General features: G+C 40.1%; 24 protein-coding genes and 2 pseudogenes. 13 read left to right on the top strand and 13 right to left on the bottom strand.

The genetic code is table 11. The features are described from left to right. Positions 1-115 precede the first annotated feature (115 nt). From NSTCB13_RS23260 to NSTCB13_RS23230, 7 genes are all read right to left on the bottom strand, one after another. Positions 116-652 carry an ISAs1 family transposase gene (locus tag NSTCB13_RS23260; protein ID WP_448273948.1) on the bottom strand — a complete coding sequence of 179 codons (537 nt, stop codon included), beginning with the start codon at positions 650-652 and terminating at the stop codon, positions 116-118. Beyond that, entirely contained in the window at positions 649-891 is a 243-nt protein-coding gene (locus tag NSTCB13_RS23255; protein WP_445630403.1) for a hypothetical protein, read from the bottom strand. Before NSTCB13_RS23255 ends, NSTCB13_RS23260 begins: the two co-directional genes overlap by 4 nt. Next, positions 881-1,204, bottom strand: a complete 324-nt coding sequence (locus NSTCB13_RS23250) for a transposase family protein (protein WP_445630402.1) — start codon at positions 1,202-1,204, stop codon at positions 881-883. Before NSTCB13_RS23250 ends, NSTCB13_RS23255 begins: the two co-directional genes overlap by 11 nt. Positions 1,205-1,489: 285 nt before the next feature. After that, the gene (argJ, locus tag NSTCB13_RS23245; RefSeq protein ID WP_448273947.1) at positions 1,490-2,653 is read right to left on the bottom strand and encodes a bifunctional glutamate N-acetyltransferase/amino-acid acetyltransferase ArgJ; all 1,164 of its coding nucleotides are present in this window, start codon (positions 2,651-2,653) and stop codon (positions 1,490-1,492) included. Between the two features lie 286 nt (positions 2,654-2,939). After that, positions 2,940-4,454 (bottom strand): ATP-binding protein, encoded by a 1,515-nt coding sequence (locus tag NSTCB13_RS23240; RefSeq protein WP_448273946.1) that lies wholly within the window; start codon positions 4,452-4,454, stop codon positions 2,940-2,942. Positions 4,455-4,472: 18 nt separating this feature from the next. Next, positions 4,473-6,449 carry a PAS domain-containing sensor histidine kinase gene (locus NSTCB13_RS23235; RefSeq protein ID WP_448273945.1) on the bottom strand — a complete coding sequence of 659 codons (1,977 nt, stop codon included), beginning with the start codon at positions 6,447-6,449 and terminating at the stop codon, positions 4,473-4,475. A 664-nt stretch (positions 6,450-7,113) separates the two neighbouring features. Next, complete coding sequence (locus tag NSTCB13_RS23230; protein ID WP_448273944.1) at positions 7,114-7,269, bottom strand: hypothetical protein; 156 nt, start codon at positions 7,267-7,269, stop codon at positions 7,114-7,116. Positions 7,270-7,273: 4 nt separating this feature from the next. On the opposite strand from NSTCB13_RS23230, the gene NSTCB13_RS23225 reads away from it, so the two are divergent. From NSTCB13_RS23225 to NSTCB13_RS23185, 9 genes and pseudogenes are all read left to right on the top strand, one after another. Further along, positions 7,274-7,423 carry a hypothetical protein gene (locus tag NSTCB13_RS23225; protein WP_448273943.1) on the top strand — a complete coding sequence of 50 codons (150 nt, stop codon included), beginning with the start codon at positions 7,274-7,276 and terminating at the stop codon, positions 7,421-7,423. Between the two features lie 82 nt (positions 7,424-7,505). Beyond that, positions 7,506-7,892 carry a hypothetical protein gene (locus NSTCB13_RS23220; protein ID WP_448273942.1) on the top strand — a complete coding sequence of 129 codons (387 nt, stop codon included), beginning with the start codon at positions 7,506-7,508 and terminating at the stop codon, positions 7,890-7,892. A gap of 548 nt (positions 7,893-8,440) precedes the next feature. After that, positions 8,441-8,902 carry a hypothetical protein gene (locus tag NSTCB13_RS23215; protein WP_448273941.1) on the top strand — a complete coding sequence of 154 codons (462 nt, stop codon included), beginning with the start codon at positions 8,441-8,443 and terminating at the stop codon, positions 8,900-8,902. Between the two features lie 286 nt (positions 8,903-9,188). Beyond that, a complete protein-coding gene (locus NSTCB13_RS23210; RefSeq protein WP_448273940.1) occupies positions 9,189-9,437 on the top strand; it encodes a GNAT family N-acetyltransferase in 249 nt (82 codons plus the stop codon). A gap of 492 nt (positions 9,438-9,929) precedes the next feature. After that, positions 9,930-10,869 (top strand): annotated as a pseudogene (locus NSTCB13_RS23205) (formylglycine-generating enzyme family protein). A 37-nt stretch (positions 10,870-10,906) separates the two neighbouring features. Beyond that, on the top strand, positions 10,907-13,411 hold the full coding sequence (locus NSTCB13_RS23200; RefSeq protein WP_448273939.1) for an arylsulfatase: 2,505 nt from the start codon (positions 10,907-10,909) through the stop codon (positions 13,409-13,411). Positions 13,412-13,557: 146 nt separating this feature from the next. Next, positions 13,558-14,430: a bile acid:sodium symporter family protein gene (locus tag NSTCB13_RS23195; RefSeq protein ID WP_448273938.1), complete on the top strand. Its 873-nt coding sequence runs from the start codon at positions 13,558-13,560 to the stop codon at positions 14,428-14,430. Positions 14,431-14,539: 109 nt separating this feature from the next. Beyond that, entirely contained in the window at positions 14,540-15,421 is an 882-nt protein-coding gene (locus NSTCB13_RS23190) for a class I SAM-dependent methyltransferase (protein WP_448267929.1), read from the top strand. 119 nt (positions 15,422-15,540) lie between these two features. Next, positions 15,541-16,248 (top strand): SDR family NAD(P)-dependent oxidoreductase, encoded by a 708-nt coding sequence (locus tag NSTCB13_RS23185; protein WP_448273937.1) that lies wholly within the window; start codon positions 15,541-15,543, stop codon positions 16,246-16,248. On the opposite strand, the gene NSTCB13_RS23180 is transcribed toward NSTCB13_RS23185, so the two are convergent. The 3 genes from NSTCB13_RS23180 to NSTCB13_RS23170 all read right to left on the bottom strand — a co-directional run bounded on the left by NSTCB13_RS23180 (position 16,245) and on the right by NSTCB13_RS23170 (position 18,149). Further along, positions 16,245-16,580 (bottom strand): hypothetical protein, encoded by a 336-nt coding sequence (locus NSTCB13_RS23180; RefSeq protein ID WP_448273936.1) that lies wholly within the window; start codon positions 16,578-16,580, stop codon positions 16,245-16,247. The genes NSTCB13_RS23185 and NSTCB13_RS23180 overlap by 4 nt on opposite strands. Continuing rightward, positions 16,552-16,881, bottom strand: coding sequence for a hypothetical protein (locus NSTCB13_RS23175; RefSeq protein WP_448273935.1), 330 nt, complete (start codon positions 16,879-16,881; stop codon positions 16,552-16,554). Before NSTCB13_RS23175 ends, NSTCB13_RS23180 begins: the two co-directional genes overlap by 29 nt. 329 nt (positions 16,882-17,210) lie before the next feature. After that, positions 17,211-18,149 (bottom strand): DNA-methyltransferase, encoded by a 939-nt coding sequence (locus tag NSTCB13_RS23170; protein WP_448273934.1) that lies wholly within the window; start codon positions 18,147-18,149, stop codon positions 17,211-17,213. A gap of 225 nt (positions 18,150-18,374) precedes the next feature. Between NSTCB13_RS23170 and NSTCB13_RS23165 the strand changes: the two genes are divergently transcribed. The 3 genes and pseudogenes from NSTCB13_RS23165 to NSTCB13_RS23155 all read left to right on the top strand — a co-directional run bounded on the left by NSTCB13_RS23165 (position 18,375) and on the right by NSTCB13_RS23155 (position 20,437). Further along, entirely contained in the window at positions 18,375-18,545 is a 171-nt protein-coding gene (locus tag NSTCB13_RS23165; RefSeq protein WP_448273933.1) for a hypothetical protein, read from the top strand. A gap of 108 nt (positions 18,546-18,653) precedes the next feature. Continuing rightward, positions 18,654-19,211: a class I SAM-dependent methyltransferase family protein gene (locus NSTCB13_RS23160; RefSeq protein ID WP_448273932.1), complete on the top strand. Its 558-nt coding sequence runs from the start codon at positions 18,654-18,656 to the stop codon at positions 19,209-19,211. A 3-nt stretch (positions 19,212-19,214) separates the two neighbouring features. Next, positions 19,215-20,437: pseudogene (locus NSTCB13_RS23155) on the top strand (glutathione S-transferase family protein). Positions 20,438-20,667: 230 nt separating this feature from the next. Here the strand turns inward: NSTCB13_RS23155 and NSTCB13_RS23150 are convergent. The 3 genes from NSTCB13_RS23150 to NSTCB13_RS23140 all read right to left on the bottom strand — a co-directional run bounded on the left by NSTCB13_RS23150 (position 20,668) and on the right by NSTCB13_RS23140 (position 24,393). Next, positions 20,668-21,465, bottom strand: a complete 798-nt coding sequence (locus NSTCB13_RS23150) for a class I SAM-dependent methyltransferase (protein ID WP_448273931.1) — start codon at positions 21,463-21,465, stop codon at positions 20,668-20,670. A 612-nt stretch (positions 21,466-22,077) separates the two neighbouring features. Further along, positions 22,078-23,112 carry an aliphatic sulfonate ABC transporter substrate-binding protein gene (locus tag NSTCB13_RS23145; protein WP_448273930.1) on the bottom strand — a complete coding sequence of 345 codons (1,035 nt, stop codon included), beginning with the start codon at positions 23,110-23,112 and terminating at the stop codon, positions 22,078-22,080. A 267-nt stretch (positions 23,113-23,379) separates the two neighbouring features. After that, positions 23,380-24,393 (bottom strand): IS701 family transposase, encoded by a 1,014-nt coding sequence (locus tag NSTCB13_RS23140; RefSeq protein WP_448271396.1) that lies wholly within the window; start codon positions 24,391-24,393, stop codon positions 23,380-23,382. Here NSTCB13_RS23140 and NSTCB13_RS23135 point away from each other — a divergent pair. Beyond that, positions 24,364-24,561: a hypothetical protein gene (locus tag NSTCB13_RS23135; protein ID WP_448273232.1), complete on the top strand. Its 198-nt coding sequence runs from the start codon at positions 24,364-24,366 to the stop codon at positions 24,559-24,561. The two genes, NSTCB13_RS23140 and NSTCB13_RS23135, sit on opposite strands and share 30 nt — an antisense overlap. The last annotated feature ends 93 nt before the right edge of the window (positions 24,562-24,654 follow it).

Below are 24,654 nucleotides of genomic sequence, written 5' to 3'. Positions count from 1 at the left end.
AAATTTGTCTAATCAAAAAAACCTGCCCCAGAAAGCCCTAACCCTCCCCTTATAAAGGGGAGGGAACTAGATTTCTTTTTCCCCCCTTTATAAGGGGGGATTAAGCAGGGTGGTTTCATACAAAGAAAGAAAAAACTTTGTGTAGTTGATTGGATAAGGCACGTTGTGCTTGAGGAATAGTTCGGAAACCAAAAAATCTGGCGATCGTAATGAAAAAGGTGTGCAAAATTGCCCAATTGACAGGAGCATTGCCACCACGACGCAGTGGAAAATCTTCGGAAAATGTAACATCTTTGACCCAGTGTAGCCGATTTTCAATTCCCCAGTGTCCTTGAGTATCAGCAAGCAATTGTTGAGCTTCGAGATGTTGACTACAAATGTAAAACTGACATTCGTGAAATGGTTGGCGATCGCGTTCACCCTGACGCTCGACAACAACAAACGTTTTGAGTCCAGCCCATTGATTTTGAAGTGATTCTGGAACTGCAAATACTTGGCAAGTGCGTTTGACAATTCTTGAATGCCGCGAATCAATAGCTGTGGCACAACTGAGTGGAGATGATTGAAGGAATTGAGTTTGAGCCATTTTGTAGAGTTTAGGCTGGTTTTCCTTCAATCCAATCAAATAATTATTATCAGCATTGATAATCAACGATACTGTTTTTTTTGACAGTGCAGAGCATCAAGGGTAAACATGACGCTAGAAGCTGTAAACTCAGATATTAACTGTTGCACAACCGCGACTTCACTGACTTGTTTATTAGCAAATGCTTGCATTTGGACAACAACACCACGTTGGTGACTAAATACTGACACAACCGAGATAAAGTTCTGATATGACTGGCTATAATCTGTCAGTGTGCAACGAATGCTCTTAGCATCAACTGCCAATCGTTCCTCTGGTTTTGGTGAGGCGATCGCCAATGCCCAAGTAAAAAATTAAGTCTGTTAATGGCTGAAAATCGATGGTTTTTAGTACCCGTCGGAATGTCGAGTATGAAGGAAACTTGATATCAGGTGTCAGTTGTAACATTTGAATCAAGCTTTGCCGATGTACGTTAGTAAAGTCCTCCAGTGGTCGATAACCCCAGTATCCCGTCATTGCTCCTAGTAATATCAGCAACAAAACTAACCATAGTTCGTGTCTTCGTCCTCGGATATGCCGATAGTCTGGCACTTGTTGTAACTGCTCGATCAGATTCATACTTCGCCTGTTGTAAATGTTTCATTACCCCCTATAAATCATTATTATTTTTCTCTGTTTGTATGAAACCACCCTGCCTCTTTATAAGGGGGGATTAAGGGGGGTAATTTGACTTGTGTATACACGGTAGCCAATACATTAGGAGGATTAAGGGGGGTCTATTCGACTTATGCAAGAGGCTCCCAAGTTTGACAGAGTAACTTTGAAATTCGCTCCCCTTCTGCCAAAATTGGGAGAAGGGGTTGGGGGATGAGGGCAAATTTTACATTTGTGCAAGAAGTCTAATCAAGTTGAGTATTTACCATTAATTTCTATATAACCCTCTGAAAGATCGCAACCCCATACAGTTGCAGAGGCATCGCCAATATTAAGGCTAACATGAATATCTACTTTATCTTGAGACATAATTTGCCGTAACTGTTCTAGATTTTCTTCAGTTAAGCTACTAGGATAAACTTTTATCTTATCAAAACTAATCACAACTTTATCTTGATTTATCTGCTGTTCGTTTTCACATTTGCCTATAGCCATAGCAACTCTTCCCCAATTCGGATCTGCTCCATAAACAGCAGTTTTTACTAATGGGGAATTTACAATTGCCTTCGCTACTGTTTTAGCTTGTGCATAGTTAATCGCTGAATCTACAGTTACCTCAATTATCTTAGTAGCACCTTCTGCATCTCTTGCAATTTTCAGCACTAATTCCTGTGCAACTTCTTGCAATGCCCTAGCGAAATCTGGTTCTGAAACTTCACCAGCTATTCCATTAGCTAAAATCACGGCAGAGTCACTAGTAGAAGTATCCGTATCTACGCTCAAACAATTAAAAGTTTTATCTATAGTAGAACGAAAAATAGAACGAAGGCTATTTGCAGAAATTGCAGCGTCAGTAAAAAAGAAAGTTAAAAGGGTAGCCATATTCGGCTCAATCATGCCAACACCTTTGGCAATTCCTACTAGCTTGGCATTTCCTATTTGCCGTGTAGCTAGTTTCGCTACTGTATCGGTGGTCATAATACCACGAGCGGCGGCATGAAAATCAGCATCAGTCAATTTTTTGCCCAATCCCAATAAACCAGCCCGGATTTTTTCAATGGGGTAACGTCTGCCAATTACACCTGTAGAAGCGATCGCGATATTATGTGCAGCAATTCCAGTTTCAGTCGCGACTAATTGTAGAACTTCTTGGGCGTCAGCGATGCCAACAGAACCATTAGCTACATTTGCATTTTTAGATATAACGACAATTGCTTGTGCTTGTGAATCTTTTAAATTATCGCGGCTAATAGTAACACTTGGCCCAGCAAAAAGACTTTGAGTGAAAACTCCATCTGCAACACAAGGAACTGATGATTTAATCAATACAAAATCATCAGTTGTATCTCGTATTCCTAAATTCGTGATGAATGCACTAAAACCTTGAGGTGTAGAAGATATAGTTAATGACATTTTTCGATATTTAATAATTTGGTTTAATTATCTCATATCAAGTTCAGTCATTAGTCATTTGTCACTTGTACTGAGCGACTTGCCCTGACTTGTGCCGAGCGGAGTCGAGGTAGCGTAGTCGTAAAGCCTGCGGCATAGCTACGCTTCGGGCGCAGCCTCTCCAAGAGTTGGGAGTCGAAGTATTTGTCATTTGTCCTTTGTAATGACAAATGACCAAGGACAACCATAACAAAAATTTTCACAATCTCATTTAGGATTGTTATAGCAATTTCTGGATTATTGAGTACTATAAATCAATTAATGTAAGAGTGAATGTAGTCCATCCATTGCCGCTTTCTACTTGAATGTTTCCTTGCAATTGTTCCACTAATTTCTGGACTATAGATAAACCTAAACCCGAACCACCTTGATTCCAGATATCTGCATTGGGTATACGATAAAATTTATCAAATATCCGTGGTAACTCTATTATCGGAATTTCTGTTGAATTACTAACAGTAATAATTGTTTTTGCAGGTGTTTCCGAGGAATTGTGACTTACACTTAAGACAATTTCACCACCTGGCGGTGTGTATTTACAGGCATTATTGAGCAATTCTACTATAATGCGTTCCAAGCTAATGCTATCTGACAATAGCGGCGGGAGATTTGCAGGGAGATTCGTCTGTAGAGTTTGCTGATGTTGTTGAACACGAATTTGAAACGGCTCGATAACCCAAAGTAACCACTGTTGTAAGAGCAACGCATCAGGTGTAATAACTGGATAGGATGAGCTTTCTAGCCGTTGTAAGTCTAGTAGATCGTTAACTAATTCTAGTTCGCGATCGCACTCGCTTTCGATTAATTTTAGATAGCGTTGAGTATCCTCAGTACTATTAGATAGTTGTATCATTTGAATCATCATCTTGATATTACTCAGAGGCGATCGCAGTTCGTGAGAAACTAAATTCAAAAAGTCATTTTTGAGTTGATTTATCTCCTCCCATTGCACCACAAGTTGCTCTTGCTCGATTTGCTTTTGACGCGCCTCAATCGCTCGTTTGCGCTCAGTAATATCTCGAAACACTAATACAGCACCTGTAATATTATCTTTGTCATCTTTAATTGGTGCAGCGCTGTCATCAATTGGTATTTCGACACCATCTTTATTAATCAGAATTGTTTCTGGGGGGAGATGAAAGATAGTACGATCTTGAAGAACTTTTATAATCGGACTTTCAATAGAGTTATGAGTTTCGCCATTAGCAATATTAAATATCTCTGAGGAATTTCTGCCACAAGCTTCTTCTTGTTTCCATCCAGTCAGATTTTCCGCAACCGGATTCATAAAAGTGATTAAATCTTGTAAATCGCTAGCAATTACACCATCGCTGATACTTTTTAACAGTGCATCCAGCCATTTTTTATTAACTTTTAATTGCTTTTCTAAACCATGCTTAGTCAAAGTTATTTCAATATTTGTTTGTAGTTCTCTTTCTTTAAAAGGTTTCAAGAGGTAGGCAAACGGCTCAGTTATCTTAGCTCGTTCCAATGTGTTCTCATCTGCATAAGCAGTCAAATAAATTACTGGAATATCCAAACGCTTATAGATTTCTTCAGCAGCTTCTATCCCGTCAATTGAGCCTTTAAGCTTGATATCCATCAGTACTAAATCTGGAGATATTTCTATTGCTATATTAATCGCTTCTTCTCCTGAAGAAGCAATCGCAGGCACTGTGTATCCAAATTTTTTAAGCCGATATTGTAAGTCTTTAGCAACAATAGCTTCATCTTCGACAACTAAAATTTTTGCCTTTGTCATCTTTGATTAATTGTGTATTTATGGTAAAGGAAATGTCACCTGACACTCTACTCCAGTGGAGCCTGTAATATTTATATTTCCTGCTAACTGATGGGTTAAAGCATCTACCAACTCCCATCCTAATGATGCGAGTTTTTGAAAATCAAAGTTTGGTGGTAAGCCAATCCCATTATCACGAACTATGAGCATTAAATGATGATTAATTATTTTTTTTATTTCAATATCGATCGCACCACTCCTACCTTTGGTAAATGCGTATTTTAAAGAATTAGATACAAGTTCATGGATAATTAAGCTACAAGGAATTGCTGTATCTAAACCGAGAAAAATACAATCTTCCGTATTTATTGTCAAAGCGATCGCATCTTCATTGACTTCATAAGCAGTAAATAAACTTGTTACCAAATCTCGAATATATTCACCAAAATTAATCCTTGCTAAGTCTTGAGATTGATACAATTTTTCGTGAACGAGAGCCATTGATGCAATCCGCTGCTGGCTTTGTTGAAATATTGTCAAATCGTCTTTGTCTTTGATATAAGCAGATTGCAGGTTTAACAGACTAGAAATAACCTGTAAATTGTTTTTGACCCGATGGTAAATTTCTTTTAATAACACCTCTTTTTCTAATAGTGATGCTTGAATTTGCTCCTCCCACTGCTTGCGTTCGCGCTGCGCGGCTTTCCGTTCGTTAATGTCTTCGATTACAGAAATAAAATATTTTGGCTCCCCATTAGATTCGCGCATTAAAGACACACTGAGATTAACCCAAACTATGGAATTATCTTTGCGGAAATAGCGCTTTTCCATCGAGTAAGTTTGAATATTATCTGCTAAAATTTGCTCAACATATTTTAGGTTAGTGTTAAGATCGTCCGGGTGAGTAATATCTTGGAAAGTTAACAACTGTAGTTCTTCGAGTGTGTAACCAAGAATATCGCAAAGCTTCTGATTAACTAACAACCAGCTGCCATCGATTGCCACATGGGCAATGCCAACAGCAGCTTGATGGAATGCAGCCCGAAATCGCTGTTCGCTCTCTCGCAATGCTTCTTCTATTCGCTGGCGTTCAGTAATTTCTGTCTGTAGCGATTCGTTGATTTTTGTTAACTCTGCTGTCCTTTCCTCAACCTTGCTTTCTAATTGGTTAAGTAGGCTATTTAGTCTCTCCTCTGCTTGCTTGCGATCGGTAATGTCAGTATGTGAGCCTGCCATTCGTACTACATTACCATTTTCATCCCACTGTGCTTGCCCTCGATCTAAAATCCATTTATAAGTGCCGTCTTTACATAAAGCTCGATACTCGCTAATGTAAAACGGTGTTTTCTGAGCAAAGTGATCTTGAACTGCCTGTTTCACCCGCTCAATATCATTGGGATGCACTCGTGTCACGCATTCATCTAAATGGTTAGAAATTTCGTGGTTTTCGTAACCGAGCATTTCTTTCCAGCGAGCCGAGAAGAAAACTTCATTGGTTTTAACATTCCAGTCCCAAATTCCATCATTATTGCCTCGCAAAGCTAATTGCCAGCGTTGTTCGCTTTCCCTCAACACTTCCTCAGTCCGTATGCGTTCAGCAATTTCTTTTGCTAGTTGGTAGTTTGCAGCCTCTAGTTGGGCAGGACTCGGTAAAGCTAGCACCTGTGGCAGTAATGGCACAAGTTCTATAGCGGTTAATACGGATACAAAAGCAGTGATAGCTTTGATTAACCCTGATAGCCAATAGGTAGGATACCAAAGCGTCCATATATCCATTAAATGAGTTGTGCCACAAGCAACGATGAATGTGCCAAACATTAGGAATATCCAGCCGAAAGGCATATCTCGCCGTTTACGAACAAAATAAACCAACATCACTGGAATTGAATAATAAGCAAGTCCAGTTAATACATCTGAAATCAGATGCAACCACACCAATTCTGGTTTCCAGAGATAGCAATGTCCGTGGGGAATAAACTGGCTAGTAGAGAAAAAATTATTTAAAATTTCCATCATAAAAACCTACATATTGCACGAGTCTTCACCAAAGCCTGAAGTGCGAAAGAAGAGGTTTTTAGCCTCAGACCTTTTGTAGATGCGTATACACCTAGAGAGTGGTTCTCATATTCTCAAGGAGAACTACGTTTGGCATTTATCAAAGTTTTACCGTACTAATTTTATGCTATAATTGATTACTAGCTTGAGCTTCTACATTCTGTTTTCGTCATCTTTTCTGAGTTTTTTAATCTGAATAATATAAGATTTATTAAAATTAAAGTACCGCGATCGCTTTGGTTATCGTTACCGTATATCCTCTGAAACCAACCATTTACATATATAAAAACCTTCAAAAATTACAGTAATATTTCGGTTATATACTAATCTAATTTTAATCTAGCTGCATACGTGTATTTGCGGGTTAACTCAAATCAGTTTGAGTAGGTCAGCACTATTAATCTGTCATCTAGTGTCCAGTTAAAGATTTATCCTTAACACCGCACAGAACAATTGGAAAAGCTCACTCTCAAGGTTTGGAGACAGAGCAACTGGCATTAGATGAGGCTGAGGGAGCAAATCACAGACTCTGTGCTGTAAGTAAAAAGACTAAGAAATCAATGTTATTTTAGCTACAAAATTATCAACCCAAAAAGTATAAACCCACTTTAAAAAACGTTGATGGCTAGATTCTCTTCGATCGGGAAGAAGCCCATACATCAGCAGAACTGTTGGCATTGCTGATGGTGAGGGTATCTGGGCAAGTGTAAATCTGCGTTAACAATGATAGCAGGTGTGCGATTGACTGGCGGTGGTTAACTGAAATCACACTTTCAACCACTGTATTGATAAAACCGACTGCTACTATTACTCAGATGGCTTATTACTTATCTTGGAGTGAGACATTGGGTATTGGGCGCGATCGCTCCTACTACACACCCCACAATTCCCTACAGCGATCGAGGCACAAGGGACAGAGGGGCGATTTCACTTGAGTGCCAAAAAAACTTTGCTGATTGTTTCTACTTTTCCGAAAAAGAAGAATCGTAATGTGATTACCATTATAGAAAACTTCCAATGCTTATTTTATTAAATAAAAAGGATGCACTAACTATGAGTACAGAGAATGGAAAAAACTCTTTAGTCGAAACACAGTCTTTAGTTGAGGAAAGTAAACAACCATCAACTCTCAATGATTCAAAAGGTCAGCAAGGTGTACAACAAAATGCTGAGGCAGTAAATAATACTTTTAATCTGCCACAAACCTATATACAAACAGACCCCTGGATTTACCGCATAATTGTTGGTACACTTACCTCTACAGTATTAATTTGCCTTATAGGTGCAATTGGTCTACAAGCAAAGGACAACAAGCAACCAATTCCTGACCTTCTAACCGCTCTTGGAACCGGTTCTTTGGGTGCTTTATCAGGATTACTAGCACCATCCCCTATAAAAAAATAGTGTTTTTTTACAGCGACGAATTATTTGACCACAGCGACAAATAACTTATCAAGTTCTTCAAGCTTGTAAGCTTCGCTCTAAAGGAATCTGATTTGAGTGCGTTTCTGATCTAAAGCTATAGAAATTGCTTGAACATGCAAGAAGAATTTGGATTTTTGACAAAAAATCTGTCGTTTTGGTCAAATAATTTGTCCCTCTACACTGACTACCCCTGCTACAATAGCCTACATACCGCTTTGGGCGATCGCATAGGCAATTATTAAGTTTTGTGAGGATATAGAGAGTTTTGCATAAAACTTGTATTTTTTAAGCCGAGTCATAGGTAGAAGTTAGATTGAGTGTCATTAACTTCAAACAAAAATTAGACCAAAATAGGTGTAATTAGAGCATTGCTAAATTCAGGTATGAAAATGATTTTGCGTGATTTAAAAGCCTTTGTAGACAATAGTAATTGCTAGTCTCGGCACCTAGATTAAGACATTTAATCAGCAACTCAGATTTTAGTTGACTCAATGCAAAGTATAACTCAATCAAAAAGGAAGTCTCTAATGGTTAATACTTTGAATGCTCGTCAAATTAGAAAGACAACAAACCGTTTTGTTATTGCTACTGCTGCAATGGCTATTGCTTGCAGTAGCATTGCTTTAACTCCAGCTAATGCTGATGCCGTTATTCGTGACTATTCATGTAGTAAAGGAGGTTTTACAGGCACAATTAAAATCGATTACAATCAAGGCTTAGGAGGAAGAATAGGCTCAATAATTAGAATCAACTACAAAATTAACAAGGGAAGTAATCGCGGCGGTAATAAAGCAAATGTTACGTATGTTGACAACGGAAATCTACCCGCTACAGTATTTAAAACCGGAGATGCAGGCATCCAAGATAATAAATGGCGTTACTTGGGTGGCAGCTATTCACGAGGTGGTGGGAATATCTATGTTAAGTTCATTTTTGATAAAAGCTTCGCTGCCGATCCTAGCTGTAGAGTAGACATCTCCAAATATTAAATATGCATTATCCAGAACCTTTGTAGAAACGTAGCACTGTTACGTTTCTACATTTTTTTTCAGCAGATAATTAGTGAAAATTACATCATCAAGGAAAGATTGAAGTCATCGAAAAAATCTCTTGCATTTATGTAAATGTCACCCTAACAAAACCCAACGGATGCTCCCTTACCTGACGCATCAACTCTTAAGAAAATATAGAACGAAATATTGAGCGATGGCGTTTTGCCCAGCGTAGCTAATCGCAAGATTAATTGCTTTGTAGCAAACTGGAAGGGAAACTTAATTGCCTTTTGTATTTTGGCGCTTGTCCCTATGGGCTACTGAGAATGTAATTACTCATCTTGATTATCGTCGCCAAGGTGTAGGAAAGCGCCTGATACATCATGCGTTCCAATCTGCATGGAGTCATAATTGTTACAAAGTAATGCTCCGAAGTGGAAGGCAAACCAAGGAAGTACTCCAGTTTTACGAAAAAACTGGGTTTAAGAAGGGTATCAAAACTGGTTTTGTGGCTACACCAATATCTGACTGAGGTGGTATTAAGCTTTTTCGTAGCTAAATATATATAGTGCTTGACTTATGTTTTCACAAGATGTAATTTATCAATATTAGATAAAACATCGGTAACTTAATCGGTTTTTAGTATTTTGGGAAAAAATGAATATCTTTGTTATCAATTAGCCGAAGTTTAGAGCTAACAGTTTCTGCATAGGATCGAACATTGAAAATCTTCTGAAAATATGGATTTTTTCACCACAACTAATGCCATGCAAAAAATAGATTACTGATAACTACAACGAAAAGGGAATTTTTCATCTAAAACCAAAATGATATAAGTTTGAAGCAAAGTTGAATCTTATTGATGAACTACAGGCATTCAATTAGAACTAGCAAAATTGAGAATATTAGAGATGTAAAAAAATATTACTTTCTCACACTAATATTCATTCAAGGAATAGCGATCGCACTCTTATTCATTAATACAACCGCATTGGCAGCCACAGTCAATCACTGTCCCCAAGGTATGGCGATGATTTCAGGAGGAACGTTCAAAATGGGGTCTGATAATTCCGGTTTTGTGGAAGAGCGATCGCCTGGAGACGTAACGGTGACTAACTTCTGTATTGATAAATTTGAGGTAACAAATGCACAATTTGGTGAATTTGTCAAAGCTACAGGATATCTGACAATTGCAGAGCGTCCCTTATCTGAAGAACAGTTTCCCGATTTACCCGATGAGCAGCGATTACCGGGTTCTTTAGTGTTTGAGATGGCAAAACCGGGTGTCAAACAAGTTTCCTTTTTGAGTTGGTGGCATTGGACTACTGGCGCGAATTGGCAACATCCTTTTGGCCCAGACAGTGCGATTGCTAGCAAATCCAACTATCCAGTTGTTCACATAGCTTACGAAGATGCCCTAGCCTACGCCAAATGGTCAGGAAAATCCTTACCTACCGAAGCGCAATGGGAATATGCCGCCCGTGGTGGCTTGGATGGTGCAATTTATGCTTGGGGTAATGAATATTCTGAACATAGAGCCAACACTTGGCAAGGAATTTTTCCCTTTTTCAATACCAAAGCCGATGGGTCACTTGGGCATTGCTCCCGTGGGTTCTTTTGCGCCCAATGGTTATGGACTCTATGACATGACCGGCAATGTATGGGAATGGACTACTGATTTCTTTCAAGTTGGACGCGATGCCTACGGCGGGCTACGCCTACGCAAATCTCATCAAATTAATCTTATTGCCTTAAATCAAAGCTTTGATCCCAAAAAGCCCGATGAACCATTACACGTAATCAAGGGGGGATCGTATCTCTGCGCTCCCAATTACTGTAGCCGCTTCCGTCCGGCGGCGCGGGAGTCAGAATCACCCGATACGGGAGCTACTCATATCGGGTTTCGGCTAGTTAAAAACTTGCCTGACAGCACACTAGCCATAAATCCAAAATCGTTCGACTGAGCGTAGCCGAAGTCCCAAATCTAAAATCCAAAATTGTATGACTGATCCTCACAAAAGAGATCCTTTGTATAGACCTCTTGCAAAAGTAAGAGAGCGTAAGATAGGGAAAGAAAAAAGGTTAAAGCCTCTGGGTATTTCTTACCCTTTCCCCTTTCCCCTTTCCCCTTTCCCCCACTTCTGCAAGAAATCTTATGCATCTCTGAAGTTAACTTCTGGTGCGATCGCCTTTTTGAGTGCCCTAACGCTAATATTTTCCAGTCTCTTACCTCTACCTGCTTGGGCGGACTATGGCGACAAATTGCCATTACCCCAACCATCTTTTCAAGGCAAAATTGGCATTACTTATAAAGAATCCGAACCAGACTTCCCCAAACCCATTAAGGCTCCAGAAAATGCACCAAACGTATTGCTGGTGTTGCTTGATGATGTCGGTTTTGGACAACCCAGCACCTTTGGCGGCCCGATCGATACGCCTAATTTAGACCGTCTAGCAGCAAGGGGATTGCGTTATAACCAATTCCACACTACAGCACTCTGCTCTCCTACCAGAGCTGCATTGCTCACGGGACGCAATCACCATTCTGTGAATACAGGTGTAGTTGAGGAGTTAGCCACAGGCTATCCAGGTTATACTGCGATTTTACCTAGAAGTGCGGCAACGATCGCTGAAGTATTGCGAAATTATGGATATAACACCGCAGCCTTTGGCAAATGGCACAATACCCCAGACTATGAAACCAGTGCAGCCGGCCCATTCGATCGCTGGCCGACAGGTTTAGGTTTTGAGTACTTTTATGGATTTCTGGGCGGTGATACCAATCAATGGAGTCCAGCCTTGGTGGAAAATACCCAACATATTCAAAAACCAAATCGCCCTGATTATCACCTCACCCCCGATTTAGCAGATCATGCAATTAAGTGGATTCGTACTCAACAAGCGATCGCTCCTGATAAACCCTTCTTTACCTACTTTGCCACTGGCGCAACCCATGCCCCACACCATGCGCCCAAGGAATGGATCGATAAGTACAAGGGTAAATTCGATCGAGGTTGGGATAAATTACGCGAAGACATCTTTGCTCGTCAGCTAGCCTTGGGTGTAATTCCCGCCGATACTAAGCTCACTCCTCGCCCAGCGGAACTCCCGGCTTGGGATTCCCTCACTCCCACCGAGCAGAAAGTTTATGCGCGTCAGGCAGAAGTATTTGCAGGTTTCCTCAGCCATACCGATGCACAAATTGGTAGAGTCATTGATGCGATCGATCAACTGGGTGAATTGGATAATACCATTATCTTTTTCATCGCCGGCGATAATGGTGCGAGTGCTGAAGGCGGCTTAACAGGTAGTATCAATGAATTAAAAGTCTTTAATGGCGTAGCAGAAAGTCCTCAAGAAGTTCTCGCGGCTTTAGATGATTTAGGTGGGCCAAAAACCTTCAATCATTTTCATGCAGCTTGGGCTTGGGCAGTGGATAGCCCCTTCCAATGGACAAAACAAATTGCTTCTCACTTCGGCGGAACTCGCAATGGTTTAGTTGTGGCTTGGGGGGAACGCATCAAAAATCGTGGTGAACTGCGGAGCCAATTTCATCATGTAATTGATATTGCGCCTACAATTCTAGAAGCTGTGGGGATTGAAGAACCAGAGGTAGTCAACGGTGTAAAACAACAACCCATCGAAGGTACTAGCCTTGTTTATAGCTTTGACGATCCGGCTGTACCATCCCATCACAAAACCCAGTATTTTGAAATGTTGGGCAATCGTGGCATTTACGATCGAGGTTGGGTAGCAGCCGCCCGTCATGGACGCTTACCTTGGGAGCGTGTCTCCAAAACCACCTTCGATGAAGATAATTGGGAACTATACGATATTACCAAAGACTTCAGTGAAGCCAACGATTTAGCCAAGCAGAACCCTGACAAGTTAGCGCAACTACAAAATCTATTTCTGAAGGAAGCAAAGAAATATAAAGTTCTACCTTTGGACGATCGCTTACTTCAACGGTTTGATGTCAAAATCCGTTCCAACCTAATCACAGGACGCAATAGCTTTACTTATTACACATCTGTTGCAGGGATTCCCGAAGGTAGCGCTCCCAATATCAAGAATCGCTCCTTTAGCATCACTGCCGATGTGGATGCTGCCAAAGATGGTACTGAAGGCGTTTTAGTTACCCAAGGTGGACGTTTTGCAGGTTGGAGTTTCTTCTTGCAAGAAGGTAAACCCACCTTTGCTTACAACTTGTTCAATAGCGATCGCAGAATCATTCAATCTTCTCAACCAATTGCGATCGGTAAATCCCAAATCAAATTTGACTTTACTTATGATGGCGGCGCTCCGGGAGCAGGCGGTACTGGTAAGCTCTCAATCAACGATCGACAGGTTGCCGAAGGCCACATTGATAAAACTGTAGGCTACCGATTTGGTTTAGATGAAACCTTTGATGTTGGTCAAGATACTGGCACACCTGCGGTAGATACTTACCAAACACCCTTTGCATTCACCGGCAACTTACAGCAAGTCACCCTGGAATTGAAGTAATAGGAATTGGGCATGGAGAAGAGACAAGGTAGACAAGGAAGAGGGGGGAGACAAGGGAGAGACTTGTCCCCCTTGTCCCCCTTGTCCCCTTGTCCCCCCTGCGCCCCCGCTCCCCTGCCCCTCCGCCTTCTGCGTGAAAAAAAATCATGAACGAAATCTTGTCACTAATTGATAAACTCGCACTTTTCACATTTATCGTGTTCACCATGCTGGGTGCAGGGTTAAGTCTCACCGTACAACAGATTTGGGAACCACTTCGCAACCTTCGCTTAGTTATCTCATCGCTGCTAACAAATTTTGTGCTAGTGCCACTTTTTGTATATTTACTATTGCAAGTAGTACATTTAAGTGAACCACTCAGAGATGGCTTACTGATTATGGCAGTAGCATCAGGGCCTCCAGCATTACCAAAACTTGCCTACATAGTCAAAGGCAATATAGCTTTCTCAGTGGGATTAATGATGTTGCTAATGCTGGGCACAATTTTTTATATGCCGATTGTACTGCCCTTAGTAGTGGAAGGCGTGCAAATTAACTCCTGGGACATTGCCAAACCCTTATTGTTAATGATGGTTAGCCCATTGTTAGTTGGGTTATTCATCAAAGCAAAATTGAGTGCGATCGCCCCCATTATCCAGCCGATTTTGTTCAAATTATCTAATGCTGGATTGCTTTTAGGTTTAGTAGTCAGGCTGATAGTTCACACTAACGATATCATTGGCTTATTACAAACAGGTGCAATCTTAGTTTGTGCCGTTTTCATAGTCTTCTCTTTTAGCGTCGGTTATCTTTTGGGCGGCCCTGGTATCGATACCCAACGAGTGCTAGGAGTAGGAACCGCTCAACGTAATTTTGCCGCAGCATTATTAGTAGCTACAAGCAATTTTGAAGATCCCAGCGTCGTGAGCATCATCATGGTGACGAGTATTTTAATGATGATTGTAGTTCTGATCGGCGGGCCAAAGTTCATAGAACTAGACCAAGGAACGGGTGTAGAGATAGAGCAGGTAGAGGTTTGAAATTCTCCCTAAGAACTGTGCTTGGCAAATACGCTAAGTCAATAGCTTTACCGTATTATGTATTAGATACACAATTAGATCAGATAAAAAACTATATGTGAGGTAGCAGATGGTTCAATCACAAGCAAGCTATTTTGATGCAATTAGTCCAACAGCTTTGATGGTAGCTTATACTAGGCAGTTTACTGATATCCCTTATGGCAAGGAATTAGCTCAATTAGTTAATGCCGAAAGCTTCATGGAACAACTGCAACAAAAAAAATTAACTCAGCCTGCTGAAGTGTCTGTTCTTGTTGAGGCTCGTTACAAAGCTGTTAATCAAGTAATATCTCAACACTTGCAATTTGAAACTACGCAAATTATCGAGTTAGCATCTGGATTATTGCCTCGTGGTATAGCAATGTCTCAAAATAAAAATATCACTTTTGTTGAAAGTGATTTACCTGCAATGATTAGTCAGAAGCAGCAACTCGTAAAACGATTGATTGGAGAACGGCATAATTTGTATTTTGAAGCAATTGATGCTACTAATCAACCTAGTCAGTTTCCTTTGAACGTAAATTATTTACATCAAAAGCAACCTGTAGTTGTTTTATGCGAAGGATTGTTAACATACCTAACCTTAGCAGAAAAGCAAAAAGTGTTTGCTAATGTTCGTGAGATACTGCGAGTTTACGGCGGTGTATGGATTACACCTGACCTAACCACTTTTGATGGCTTGAATCAACTACGGCAAATTAGTCCTGGGTTGCAAAGACTCAATCAAACTGCAAGTAATGTCTCAGGTCGAGCTATTAATAATTATCACTTTGAAAACATCGACCATGTGAAACAGTTCGCTTATGAACAAGGGTTTGATATTAAAGAATATAGTATGCTCGAAGTGATGAATCAAATTACTTGTTTAAAGCCTTTAGGGATTGAGCCAAAGGTTGTTAAATCAATGTTGGCTATTGGCTCTACTTTTGTTTTAACCCTTTGCAATTCTTGATGTCTTTACAAGTTTTTTGTATGTACCCTCGAAAAGGGGGAATGTCCTAACTGCTTTTGAAGTATTTCGCGACCGTTTGGTCAAATTATGGTTCAAATCACAAGGGAGAACTTGAGGATATGGCAAATATTGCATTAATTGTTGGGGCTGGTAGTGGACTCAGTGCCTCATTAGCCCGTTTATTGGCAAAAGAAGGCTTTACTATTGCTTTAGCAGCAAGGCAAATTGATAAGCTCAAAGCATTATCTGATGAAATTGGAGCCGTCAGTTTTACTGCTGATGCTTCTCAACTAGATGAAGTTGAACAACTATTTACAGATGTCGAACAAAAACTAGGAGTACCAACATTAGTTGTGTATAATCCTAGCTGGCGCGTTCGGGGTTCTTTTGTGGAACTTGACCCAGCCGATGTTGCCAAAACACTAGAAATTACTGCCTATGGTGGCTTTTTAGTAGCACAAGCGGCGGCAAAACGTCAGTTAGCTGCGGGTGGAGGAGCGATCTTTTTTACAGGTGCTTCCGCCAGTGTTAAGGGTTATCCTCAGTCTGCACCGTTTGCAATGGGTAAATTTGCTTTACGGGGTTTGGCTCAAAGCATTGCCCGTGAATTGGCTCCTCAGAATATCCATGTGGCGCATTTCGTGATTGATGGAGCAATTCGTTCTGCCACCCGGATAGAACCAGATAATCAACCAGATAGTTTACTCGATCCAGATGCGATCGCTCAAACCTATCTCAGCATTCTCCGCCAACCTCGCAATGCTTGGACTTGGGAAGTTGAATTGCGACCTTGGGTAGAAAAAATTTTGATTTTCACTCTGCTCTAGATATACATAGCATAGTAATCATTGTAAATTTCTGTATTAGTCATGACTGTGAGTTCTATTTGTTTCTGTTCTTCATCTGTTGCCGAACTCGTAGCCTGGTCTAAGCTTTCTTGAGGAATAAAATCACCACAGTATTCATTCGCAGGTACAGCTGCATCCATCTTTTGGGGATAACTCAATTTGAGATTATTCATGATGGTAATGAATTGACTGCGGCTGCGATACTCGTTCCGAGTCGCTCCGCGAACGCTAAATCTGGGATTAAGCCGCTTTTCTTCGCCAATGGTGGAAACAGTACGCGCTTTATGTATAACTACTAGTTGCAGGGTCAAAAAATTGCCGAAATAGGAAAGTTGACTGCGGTATCTCTACACTGTCATCGCTGAACAAAGGCTTCGTCGGAATAGTCCGCACCCGCACTGGTAGCGACTGCAACAACGCCTTAGATAATTCCTGCGCCTGTCCCCGTAATTCTGGAACGGCGATAGTTTCCCACAAGTCACCCTTGCGCGGGGTTCCCAAGGTATAAAACAGCGTCGAAATGTTACCCTCTGCTGCATATAAAGCACCGTGGGTATCTGTATCTAATCCTAAACCGATGGTATTGGGGCGAATTAATTTCTGCGATCGCAAATCAGTAATCAGAGGATGAGGCGATCGCCCAAACTTGGCGTATGGGTGTATCTCCTGAAGAAATTCCTCATAATTATAACAAGTGATAAGGCTGGATCAGACATTAAACTAGTACATCTGTGAGAGCGATCGCTAATTAATAAATTGTCTAATTGCAATATGAAACTCAGAAATCGTTGAAGCTGCTAGAAATGCCGACTGCTTATAATTTTGTGAACTGGTTACATACAATATTGAATATCTGTCTTAATTCTATGAGGCTCCAAGAGAGTAATGATACTGAGAAGGTTAACCTTACTGAGTTTAGCCACAGTTTCCCCTGAGACAGATTATTCTTCAAAACGATACTGGCTTCCGATCAAGTATTCTTCGTTTAACTCAAAAGCTATCCATCGTCTCTGTAAATTTTCTGCAACAAACCCTGTTGTGTTTGAACCTGCAAACGGGTCTAGTACAAGATCATTCTCATCAGTTAAGAAATTAATAAAGAAATCGGCAAAAGATGCGGGAAAACGTGCCGGATGAGGTTTCATCCCTGTTTCTTTGCATTTACGCAGATAAGAACTGTTTGATTCTGTGTTAGCAGCCTCAATAAGATTAGGTGGAATTGCTCCTGAATTATCTTTTTGAAATTTTGTAGAAATATCGTGACCGCTAGGACGCAACTTAGCCTTATAGCCATTTTTGATTAACTGTTTCATGCTTTCACTGTAAGGCTTTAAGACTTTCCTATTGTCAGCTTTTGGATTTTCAATTTTTGACAACCACCAAACTACGTTAACTGAATCTTTAACTCGAATACGCCTAACAGTAACCCATTCTGCCGGAGTTGGCAGTCTTGCTGGATTGTAATGATAAAACTCTTGCGCTAAGAAAAAACCGACTTCTTTACAAAGGCGAACCAATAATTCGTATTGATATATGCTACGAACTGGATTACCAGGAAGATAAGCACCTCCTAAATCAATAACAAATGAACCATTTTGAGTAAGTATTCTTTTAAATTCGTATGCAAATGGAAGAAACCAGTTAACATATTTCTCTGCACTTTCGTTTCCATATTCCTTTTTACGGGTAAGTGCAAATGGAGGAGATGTCAAAATGAGATTTACACTACAATCTTTAATATTTTTTATAAGCTCAAGACTATCTCCTAAGTACGCTGCTCCATAAGTCTGAGTGTAATAGGGTTGAATGTTTACCTCTGATTGTCTAGTTATTTTTTGCTTCTGAAATAACCCTAATTGCTTGGAGCCTGCTTGAGCCATGCTTTTAAATAGTAATTATGTACTGTTATAATATCTCGATAGTAAAGATAGCACAACTTCAAACTCTTTTTTCATTTCTAACAGTCCAAAGGTAATCATGCAGAATAAGACTTGATTTTATGCAAACGTCTATGATAATCTTTCATTCATCCTTAAACTACAGTTATTTGATATACTAACCGTAGTTTTGAGTTTACAGTGTGCATCAAACAGGAATCACGCATTATGCCAAAAGATTGGTATGAATGGCACGACCTCTACGACACTGAGCCAAAATTGCAGCAGCGTCTAGAAATCGTGCAGGAATATATTGCTAGGACTTACGCACTGTACAAAATAACTATCTTATGTATCAACGTAAATACGTTGTTTCAGGCTTTTGTCAATCACCTTTGATTGGGTGCGATCGCTAAAATTTTATTGAAAAATCTAGCTATAAGCCTTGAAAAGTATACTTGTCATTTTGGCTTTTCTGTCAATGCGTAAGTCCTAATTGCTTACAGCTTGAATGCGTCGCCATCTGGAACTATCCGTGTCGTAAGTGTTTGCGCGGGTGATGGACGAGATTTACTAGGAACTTTAAAAAATCACCCTCGAAGAAATGACGTATATGCACGACTTGTTGAACTCAGCCCCCAGTTAGTTGAGCGTGGACGAGCAACTATAGAGTCTTTGGGTTTAGCCAAGCAAATTGAGATTATCAATGGTGATGCAACTCTTGCCACTAACTATGTAGGAGCAGTACCGGCAGATATCGTGATTGTGTGTGGTGTCTTTGGCAATCTTGAGGAAGCTGAACTCAATCGCTTACTAGATAACTTGAGTTTTCTGAGTAAACCGGATGCTTTTGTTATTTGGACTCGTGGACACTCCAACGGTATTACTTACTCTGACAATGTGCGGAAAATTTTAAGTGCATCTGGATTTGAAGAAGTAAACTTCAAGCTTACGGCTACAGGAGATATGGGTGTTGGTCTTCATCGATACCTTGGTGAGAATTTACCTCAACCCAAAGAACAACAGTTATTTGTGTTTTCCGGCGTTCCTAGTAAAGCGAGGTAAAAAATGTCAATTCAAAACACAGTGTCAACTTGGGAAGAAGTTTTAGAAACTGCTAGAAAAAATACCTCTGCGCGTAGGGTAAAGAGGACAGGGGACAATCTCCTTCTACTGCACCAATACCCAGCAGTTTACATAAACTTCCTCCAAATGCAGAACCGCCAGTCTTGCTTTATCGAGATACTAATTCCTGGTGTCCTTTCTGCGAGAGAGTTTGGTTTGCTCTGGAAGAAAAGGAAATTCCCTTTGCAACGGAGTTTATTGATTTAAGTAATAAACCCAAATGGTACACTGACTTAGTTCCCACAACTCTTGTCCCAGCAGCCAAAATTGAGGGAAAGTTAGTATATGAATCCAAGGATATTCTCTTAGCTTTAGAAGAAAGGTTTCCACATCCAGCATTATTGCCTGAGAATTCAGAGGAAAACGCTGTTGCTAGGCAGTTGGTTGAAGAAGCTGAGACTAACGGTTTTAGAGAGATTGCGTACAAATTCCTGAGAGAAACACTTGTAGATGCTGATGAATTGGCATTACAAGCAGCATTTGAGGCGAAGTTAGATGAACTTGAGCAAGCTTTAGCTAAATACCCCGGCCCCTACTTTGTCAGTACATTTAGCTTAGTAGACATTCTGTATAGCCCCCATCTAGATAGATTGGCGGCTAATTTACCTGTATATCGGGGATATCACCTCAAAGGAAATCCTCGCTTTCCTCGAATTAATGCTTGGTTTGACGCACTTAATCAGCGTCCTGCTTATCATAGAGTTAAATCGGATAATATTACCAATAATTTATTGTTGCGTCGCAGATGGGGTGTTGAACCGATTGGAAATCCTTTACCTCTGGATGTGGCAGATAGTGAGCAAATTCAATATCGAGCCGAAGCAGCTGAGAGATTGAGTGATAATCGGGAAGTTGCGATCGCAGATATTATCAAAAATTCTGGAGTCCAAGCAATAGCCGCAGACGGTGATTTTACCACAATTAAGGACGCTGTTGATTTTCACCTGCGACAACTAGCTGATTATCTCATTCATGGCAATGGTGCAACTTTACCGGGTGGAAGGACTGGTGGTAAAAATAGCAGCGTTGATCCCATCTTCGCTGCTGTGGGTGCTATTACTTTCGCATATTTGAGAAATCGCATCTGCGCTCCTCGTGATATGAGTGCAGGTGCAGCAACGGCGTTTCGCGCTGCGATCGATAAATTGTTGACTTCTGTTTATTAATTTTGTGGGCGTTGCTGAAGGCAAGATGCGATCGCGCTCACTTGCTCCTATAGCAATGAAATCGAACAGAGTTTGCAATTTTGATGAGTTAGCTATGACAGGAGCCGAAAACTGAATATCCTACTCAAGGGGTTTAAAATCTCATACACAACGGGTGTTTGTGTTGGGGTAACAGTCCCCCTTACAAAAGGTAACTGTTTAATCATATCTGCAAAATGATTTAGATCAGATTACAATCGGTGGGCTACGTATAAAGTAGTTAAGTAACCTTTAGTAATTTGACCATTGAACTTGGTATTAATTAATTCAGCGATCGCATCAAAAAAACGCGCTTTTGTAATGCGATCTAAATTTATATGACCGGAGTAAGTATTTAAGAGATTGAGATAACTTGCACTGTTGTATGTTGTATCCCATCGATAAGAGCGATAAATTACTTCACCAAACAAACCTGTTTGCTCAATCTCACCTGTTTTATTAGGGACTTTCTGCTCGCGCAAAGGAGGCTCATCGTCTTTAACCAGTTGAGGAGCTAAACTTTGATATAGCTCCTGTACTTCTTCAAAGAAGCCATTACTAGCATCACTATATACATGTTCATTCCAAAATAGCGCGATCGCTCCTTTAGATGTGAGGGCAAGATCCATTTTTTTGTAAGCAATACTTGGGTCAAGCCAGTGGAAAGCAATCGCCGAAATCACTAAATCAAAAGCATTTTCTTGGATCGCCCAATCCTCAAAAGCGATGTTACGCACTTCTACTTGCGGATAAGCAGCCAGATTTTTTTGGGCAACTGTAGCAAGATTCTCACCCAATTCAATGCAGAGTATACGATAACCCCGGCGGGCAAAGGGTACAGTTGCCTGACCAGTACCACAACCAATCTCTAATATCCTTCCGTTTGGAGTGATTTCTGAAAGAGACACCACATCGTCAAAAAGCGCTTCTGGATATCCTGGTCGAACTTGGTCATACAACAGTGCTACTCGATCGAAAGTGGTTCTTAACTGACTTCTTTCATCTGTCATCGAATTTTAGATTTTGATATTGATTCATAGTTTAGTAGGATGCGGTTATATAAATTAGCTCTAGACACCATTAAGATTTGCGGTGCATAACGAGAACAGCGATAATACACCCTACGAAACTGTTCCTCGTTCCCTTTTCCCCAATTACAAATTAGGGTAAATATTCCAGCCATCAAGAACATTAAAAAGTTGCGTTTTCTAGATACTGTTAGCATAATGTATTGTCAATTTTTTCTGGCTTAATGTTCACCAAGCCCCTTCGGGGCGGGAACAGGGAACAGGGAACAGAACAAGAATTAGCCCCGAAGGATATGGGTCTGAAGCCCCTAAATTTTAACGTGAGTTCGACAAGCCCTTTTTTGACCTCTCCCCCAACCCCTCTCCGACACGGAGAGGGGAGCCAAAACCCTAATCTTTCGTTGCTCCTCCCTTTGCCTGTGGGAGAGGGAGGTTGTCCGGGAGAAGTTCATCGAACTCACGTTAAATTTTATGAAAAGAGGTAAAAAAATTTTTTCGAGACACGTAGTGTAAGAAAAAATACGTTCTTATACAAATCCCTTTATTTTAATTATGGGGATTTCTCTGTTTCCTGTTCCCTTTTAATGCAAATGCTCAAGGTTTGATTTCTGCCGGGAGTATAGCAGCATATTCTTCAGGAGTAAGTGTTACATCCTTGACATTAATCTTTTTAGTGATGAATTTTTGCTTATAGAACAAATCAGATATCTCTTGCTGTCCTGCTATAACCTTATCGGTAATCGGTCTGATGCCAAAACCCCGACGCTTGACTATTGTTTCTAAGGTTGGTAAATCAAGCTTGGTATCACGCCCAACAATTTCGGCAACTTCTCGCGTATTTGCTTTAGACCATTGGCCTAATTTGTAGACTTCTTCAAGGACAATTTTTATTAGCTCAGGGTTCTCTTTTACGAAGCTACGTGCAGCTATCCAATAGCCTCCTTGGGTTGAAAGCCCTTTAGCATTACGAAGAATCCGAACTTTTTCCGTTCTCTGAAATATAGCCAGGTGGGGGTCACTTAGCACAGCTGCATCAATACTCTTACGCGATAATGCTGCACGAGTTTCTGGTGCTATCAGATTGAGATGTTTGACATCTTTTAGCTCTAGTCCTCCTTCTTGTAAAGCTTTAACCACAAAGTATTGACTAGCAGTAGCTCTTTGAAAGGCAATTCCCTTACCTTTTAAATCAGCTATAGTTTTGATGGGGGAGTCTTCCGGTACTACGATCGCCGAACCTTCACCAGTACCCGGTATAGTATTAGCAAGAAGAACAAAGGGAATACCAGTTGCTTGGGCAAATATGGGTGGAGTTTCACCAACAGCACCGACATCCAAACTGCCCACATTTATTGCTTCTAAAAGCTGTGGCCCAGCTGTAAATTGCGCCCACTGCACTTGAATACCCAAGGGATTCAAGCGTTTCTCTAAAACTTGTCTACTTTTGGTGATATCCGCAGCAGTAAAATAGCCAATTCTTAACACTTTTGTCTTAATGCCATTAGAAGCTGCAACTGCTGCCTTTTCTCGTGTATCTGGTGCTTTACAACTTACTAAAGTTGTGGATAGAGTAAAAACTCCAGCTACTAATAAAATTAGAAAGTTGCGTTTTCTAGATATTGCTACCATAATGTATTACCAATTTTCTGGGGTTTAAAATACAGGCTTTAATTAAAAAACTGATTTTGGAATGATGTATAAAGTTGAAGATGAAAATTTTTTATTTTGCGGTTAGACTCTGTTTGCTAACTCTCTTATATAAAAAATCTACTGTAAGTTTATCTACTTACAGTAGATTATGGTTGCACGAACTTTACCACAAGCTAATTTAAACAGGACTTACGCAACTGGCACAAAAAGGGGGTAAGGTGCAGCCCTAGCCAGCGACAATTCAACTCAAACCAAGCACATAAGAATACTTGGGCGTTTTAGTTGCTGAATTAAATAATTAGAAAGCAAATTATGCTTGATTTGATAAATAGTTTGACCAGTTTGATAGGCTAAATTCTTTAATCTAATCCAAACCAACATTGCACAAGCAATATGATTTCTTTGAAGCCTAGCTTTACGACATTGACAAGATTCAATGCCTGTTAGTTGTTTAATCTCTCGGTGAAACTCCTCGATTTTCCAACGAATTTTACACACCTCTTGTACAACATCCGTGGAGCTTTGAGATAAATCGTTAGTGGCGATATAATCCGTTCTGTTGGTAGAAACAGTAACCCGGAATAGTTTCACTTTTTTCTTAGCTGGGAACCCTTTAATTTTAATTATCTTACCACAGTCTAGTTCTTCAGGACTCCATTCTAATAATTCAATACGTTTATATTTGTCTTGTCCAAATGTATCATCAACTAACCGATTATTTTTTAAAGGGCAATAATATATTTTCTCGATTGCATCAATATAAAGCATTAAACTATGTACGGCATACCATGTGTCCATCAAAACAGTATCGAATGGTAAAAGCTTATGATATACAAGGTTTTGCAGCATGTCTTTCACATGGTCTATCTTGGTTTTACCATCGACATCAGGATTAAAAATGCGGTAATCGATTACCCAAAATTTTTGAAGAGTAGGGTTGACATACACACAGCTAACTACACCAATACCTTTGAGGACACCATGTTCATTACCACTATATTGTTTTCTGACTGTTTCTATTTCTTTAGAATACCTTTTATCTAAAACGCTATCATCAAATATTATGTAACCATTAGCATCAGGTTCAATTACCTCTTTCACGTTATCCCATAATAACCGAGGTGTTAATTTTTCTCTGTTTAAATAATAGTTAATTGCATCATGGCTAATACTTTCTAAATGCTCTGCCAAATTAGTCATTGTATAATTAATCTGACTACTTAATAAGTATTGGCAGTAATCAAGCTTAGTAAATTTCATTACCGTAAGCAACATTTATCTAATACAACCTCTACCTATTTTCTCATGAATCTTTCATGCTTTGCCTCCAATACACCTGCCTCTATTACGAATACAAGGCTTTCGGAATTAAATTCAAATAATACTCATGTACTAGCTAGCGGCGATCGCTCTGTGCCAGTTGCGTAAGTCCTGTTAAAAATCAAGCAGCGAGGATGACGGTGCTATTGATGCAAGTGGTAAAAAGAAAGAAACAATAGGTGTGATAGTAGCGATCGCAGC

The sequence above is a fragment of the Nostoc sp. DSM 114160 genome (genome assembly GCF_053470305.1).
Note: the sequence above shows the minus strand (reverse complement) of the source record. Positions and strands in the feature narration are given on the sequence as shown.

Excerpts from the sequence above, each read along its gene's own strand:
- NSTCB13_RS23240 (WP_448273946.1), bottom strand. The coding sequence starts at position 4,454 with ATGACAAAGGCAAAAATTTTAGTTGTCGAAGATGAAGCTATTGTTGCT.
- NSTCB13_RS23145 (WP_448273930.1), bottom strand. The coding sequence starts at position 23,112 with ATGGTAGCAATATCTAGAAAACGCAACTTTCTAATTTTATTAGTAGCT.
- NSTCB13_RS23165 (WP_448273933.1), top strand. The coding sequence starts at position 18,375 with ATGCCAAAAGATTGGTATGAATGGCACGACCTCTACGACACTGAGCCA.
- NSTCB13_RS23200 (WP_448273939.1), top strand. The coding sequence starts at position 10,907 with ATGACTGATCCTCACAAAAGAGATCCTTTGTATAGACCTCTTGCAAAA.
- NSTCB13_RS23170 (WP_448273934.1), bottom strand. The coding sequence starts at position 18,149 with ATGGCTCAAGCAGGCTCCAAGCAATTAGGGTTATTTCAGAAGCAAAAA.
- NSTCB13_RS23250 (WP_445630402.1), bottom strand. The coding sequence starts at position 1,204 with ATGAATCTGATCGAGCAGTTACAACAAGTGCCAGACTATCGGCATATC.
- NSTCB13_RS23235 (WP_448273945.1), bottom strand. The coding sequence starts at position 6,449 with ATGATGGAAATTTTAAATAATTTTTTCTCTACTAGCCAGTTTATTCCC.
- NSTCB13_RS23150 (WP_448273931.1), bottom strand. The coding sequence starts at position 21,465 with ATGACAGATGAAAGAAGTCAGTTAAGAACCACTTTCGATCGAGTAGCA.
- NSTCB13_RS23185 (WP_448273937.1), top strand. The coding sequence starts at position 15,541 with ATGGCAAATATTGCATTAATTGTTGGGGCTGGTAGTGGACTCAGTGCC.
- NSTCB13_RS23215 (WP_448273941.1), top strand. The coding sequence starts at position 8,441 with ATGGTTAATACTTTGAATGCTCGTCAAATTAGAAAGACAACAAACCGT.
- argJ (WP_448273947.1), bottom strand. The coding sequence starts at position 2,653 with ATGTCATTAACTATATCTTCTACACCTCAAGGTTTTAGTGCATTCATC.
- NSTCB13_RS23190 (WP_448267929.1), top strand. The coding sequence starts at position 14,540 with ATGGTTCAATCACAAGCAAGCTATTTTGATGCAATTAGTCCAACAGCT.
- NSTCB13_RS23195 (WP_448273938.1), top strand. The coding sequence starts at position 13,558 with ATGAACGAAATCTTGTCACTAATTGATAAACTCGCACTTTTCACATTT.
- NSTCB13_RS23220 (WP_448273942.1), top strand. The coding sequence starts at position 7,506 with ATGCTTATTTTATTAAATAAAAAGGATGCACTAACTATGAGTACAGAG.
- NSTCB13_RS23140 (WP_448271396.1), bottom strand. The coding sequence starts at position 24,393 with ATGAAATTTACTAAGCTTGATTACTGCCAATACTTATTAAGTAGTCAG.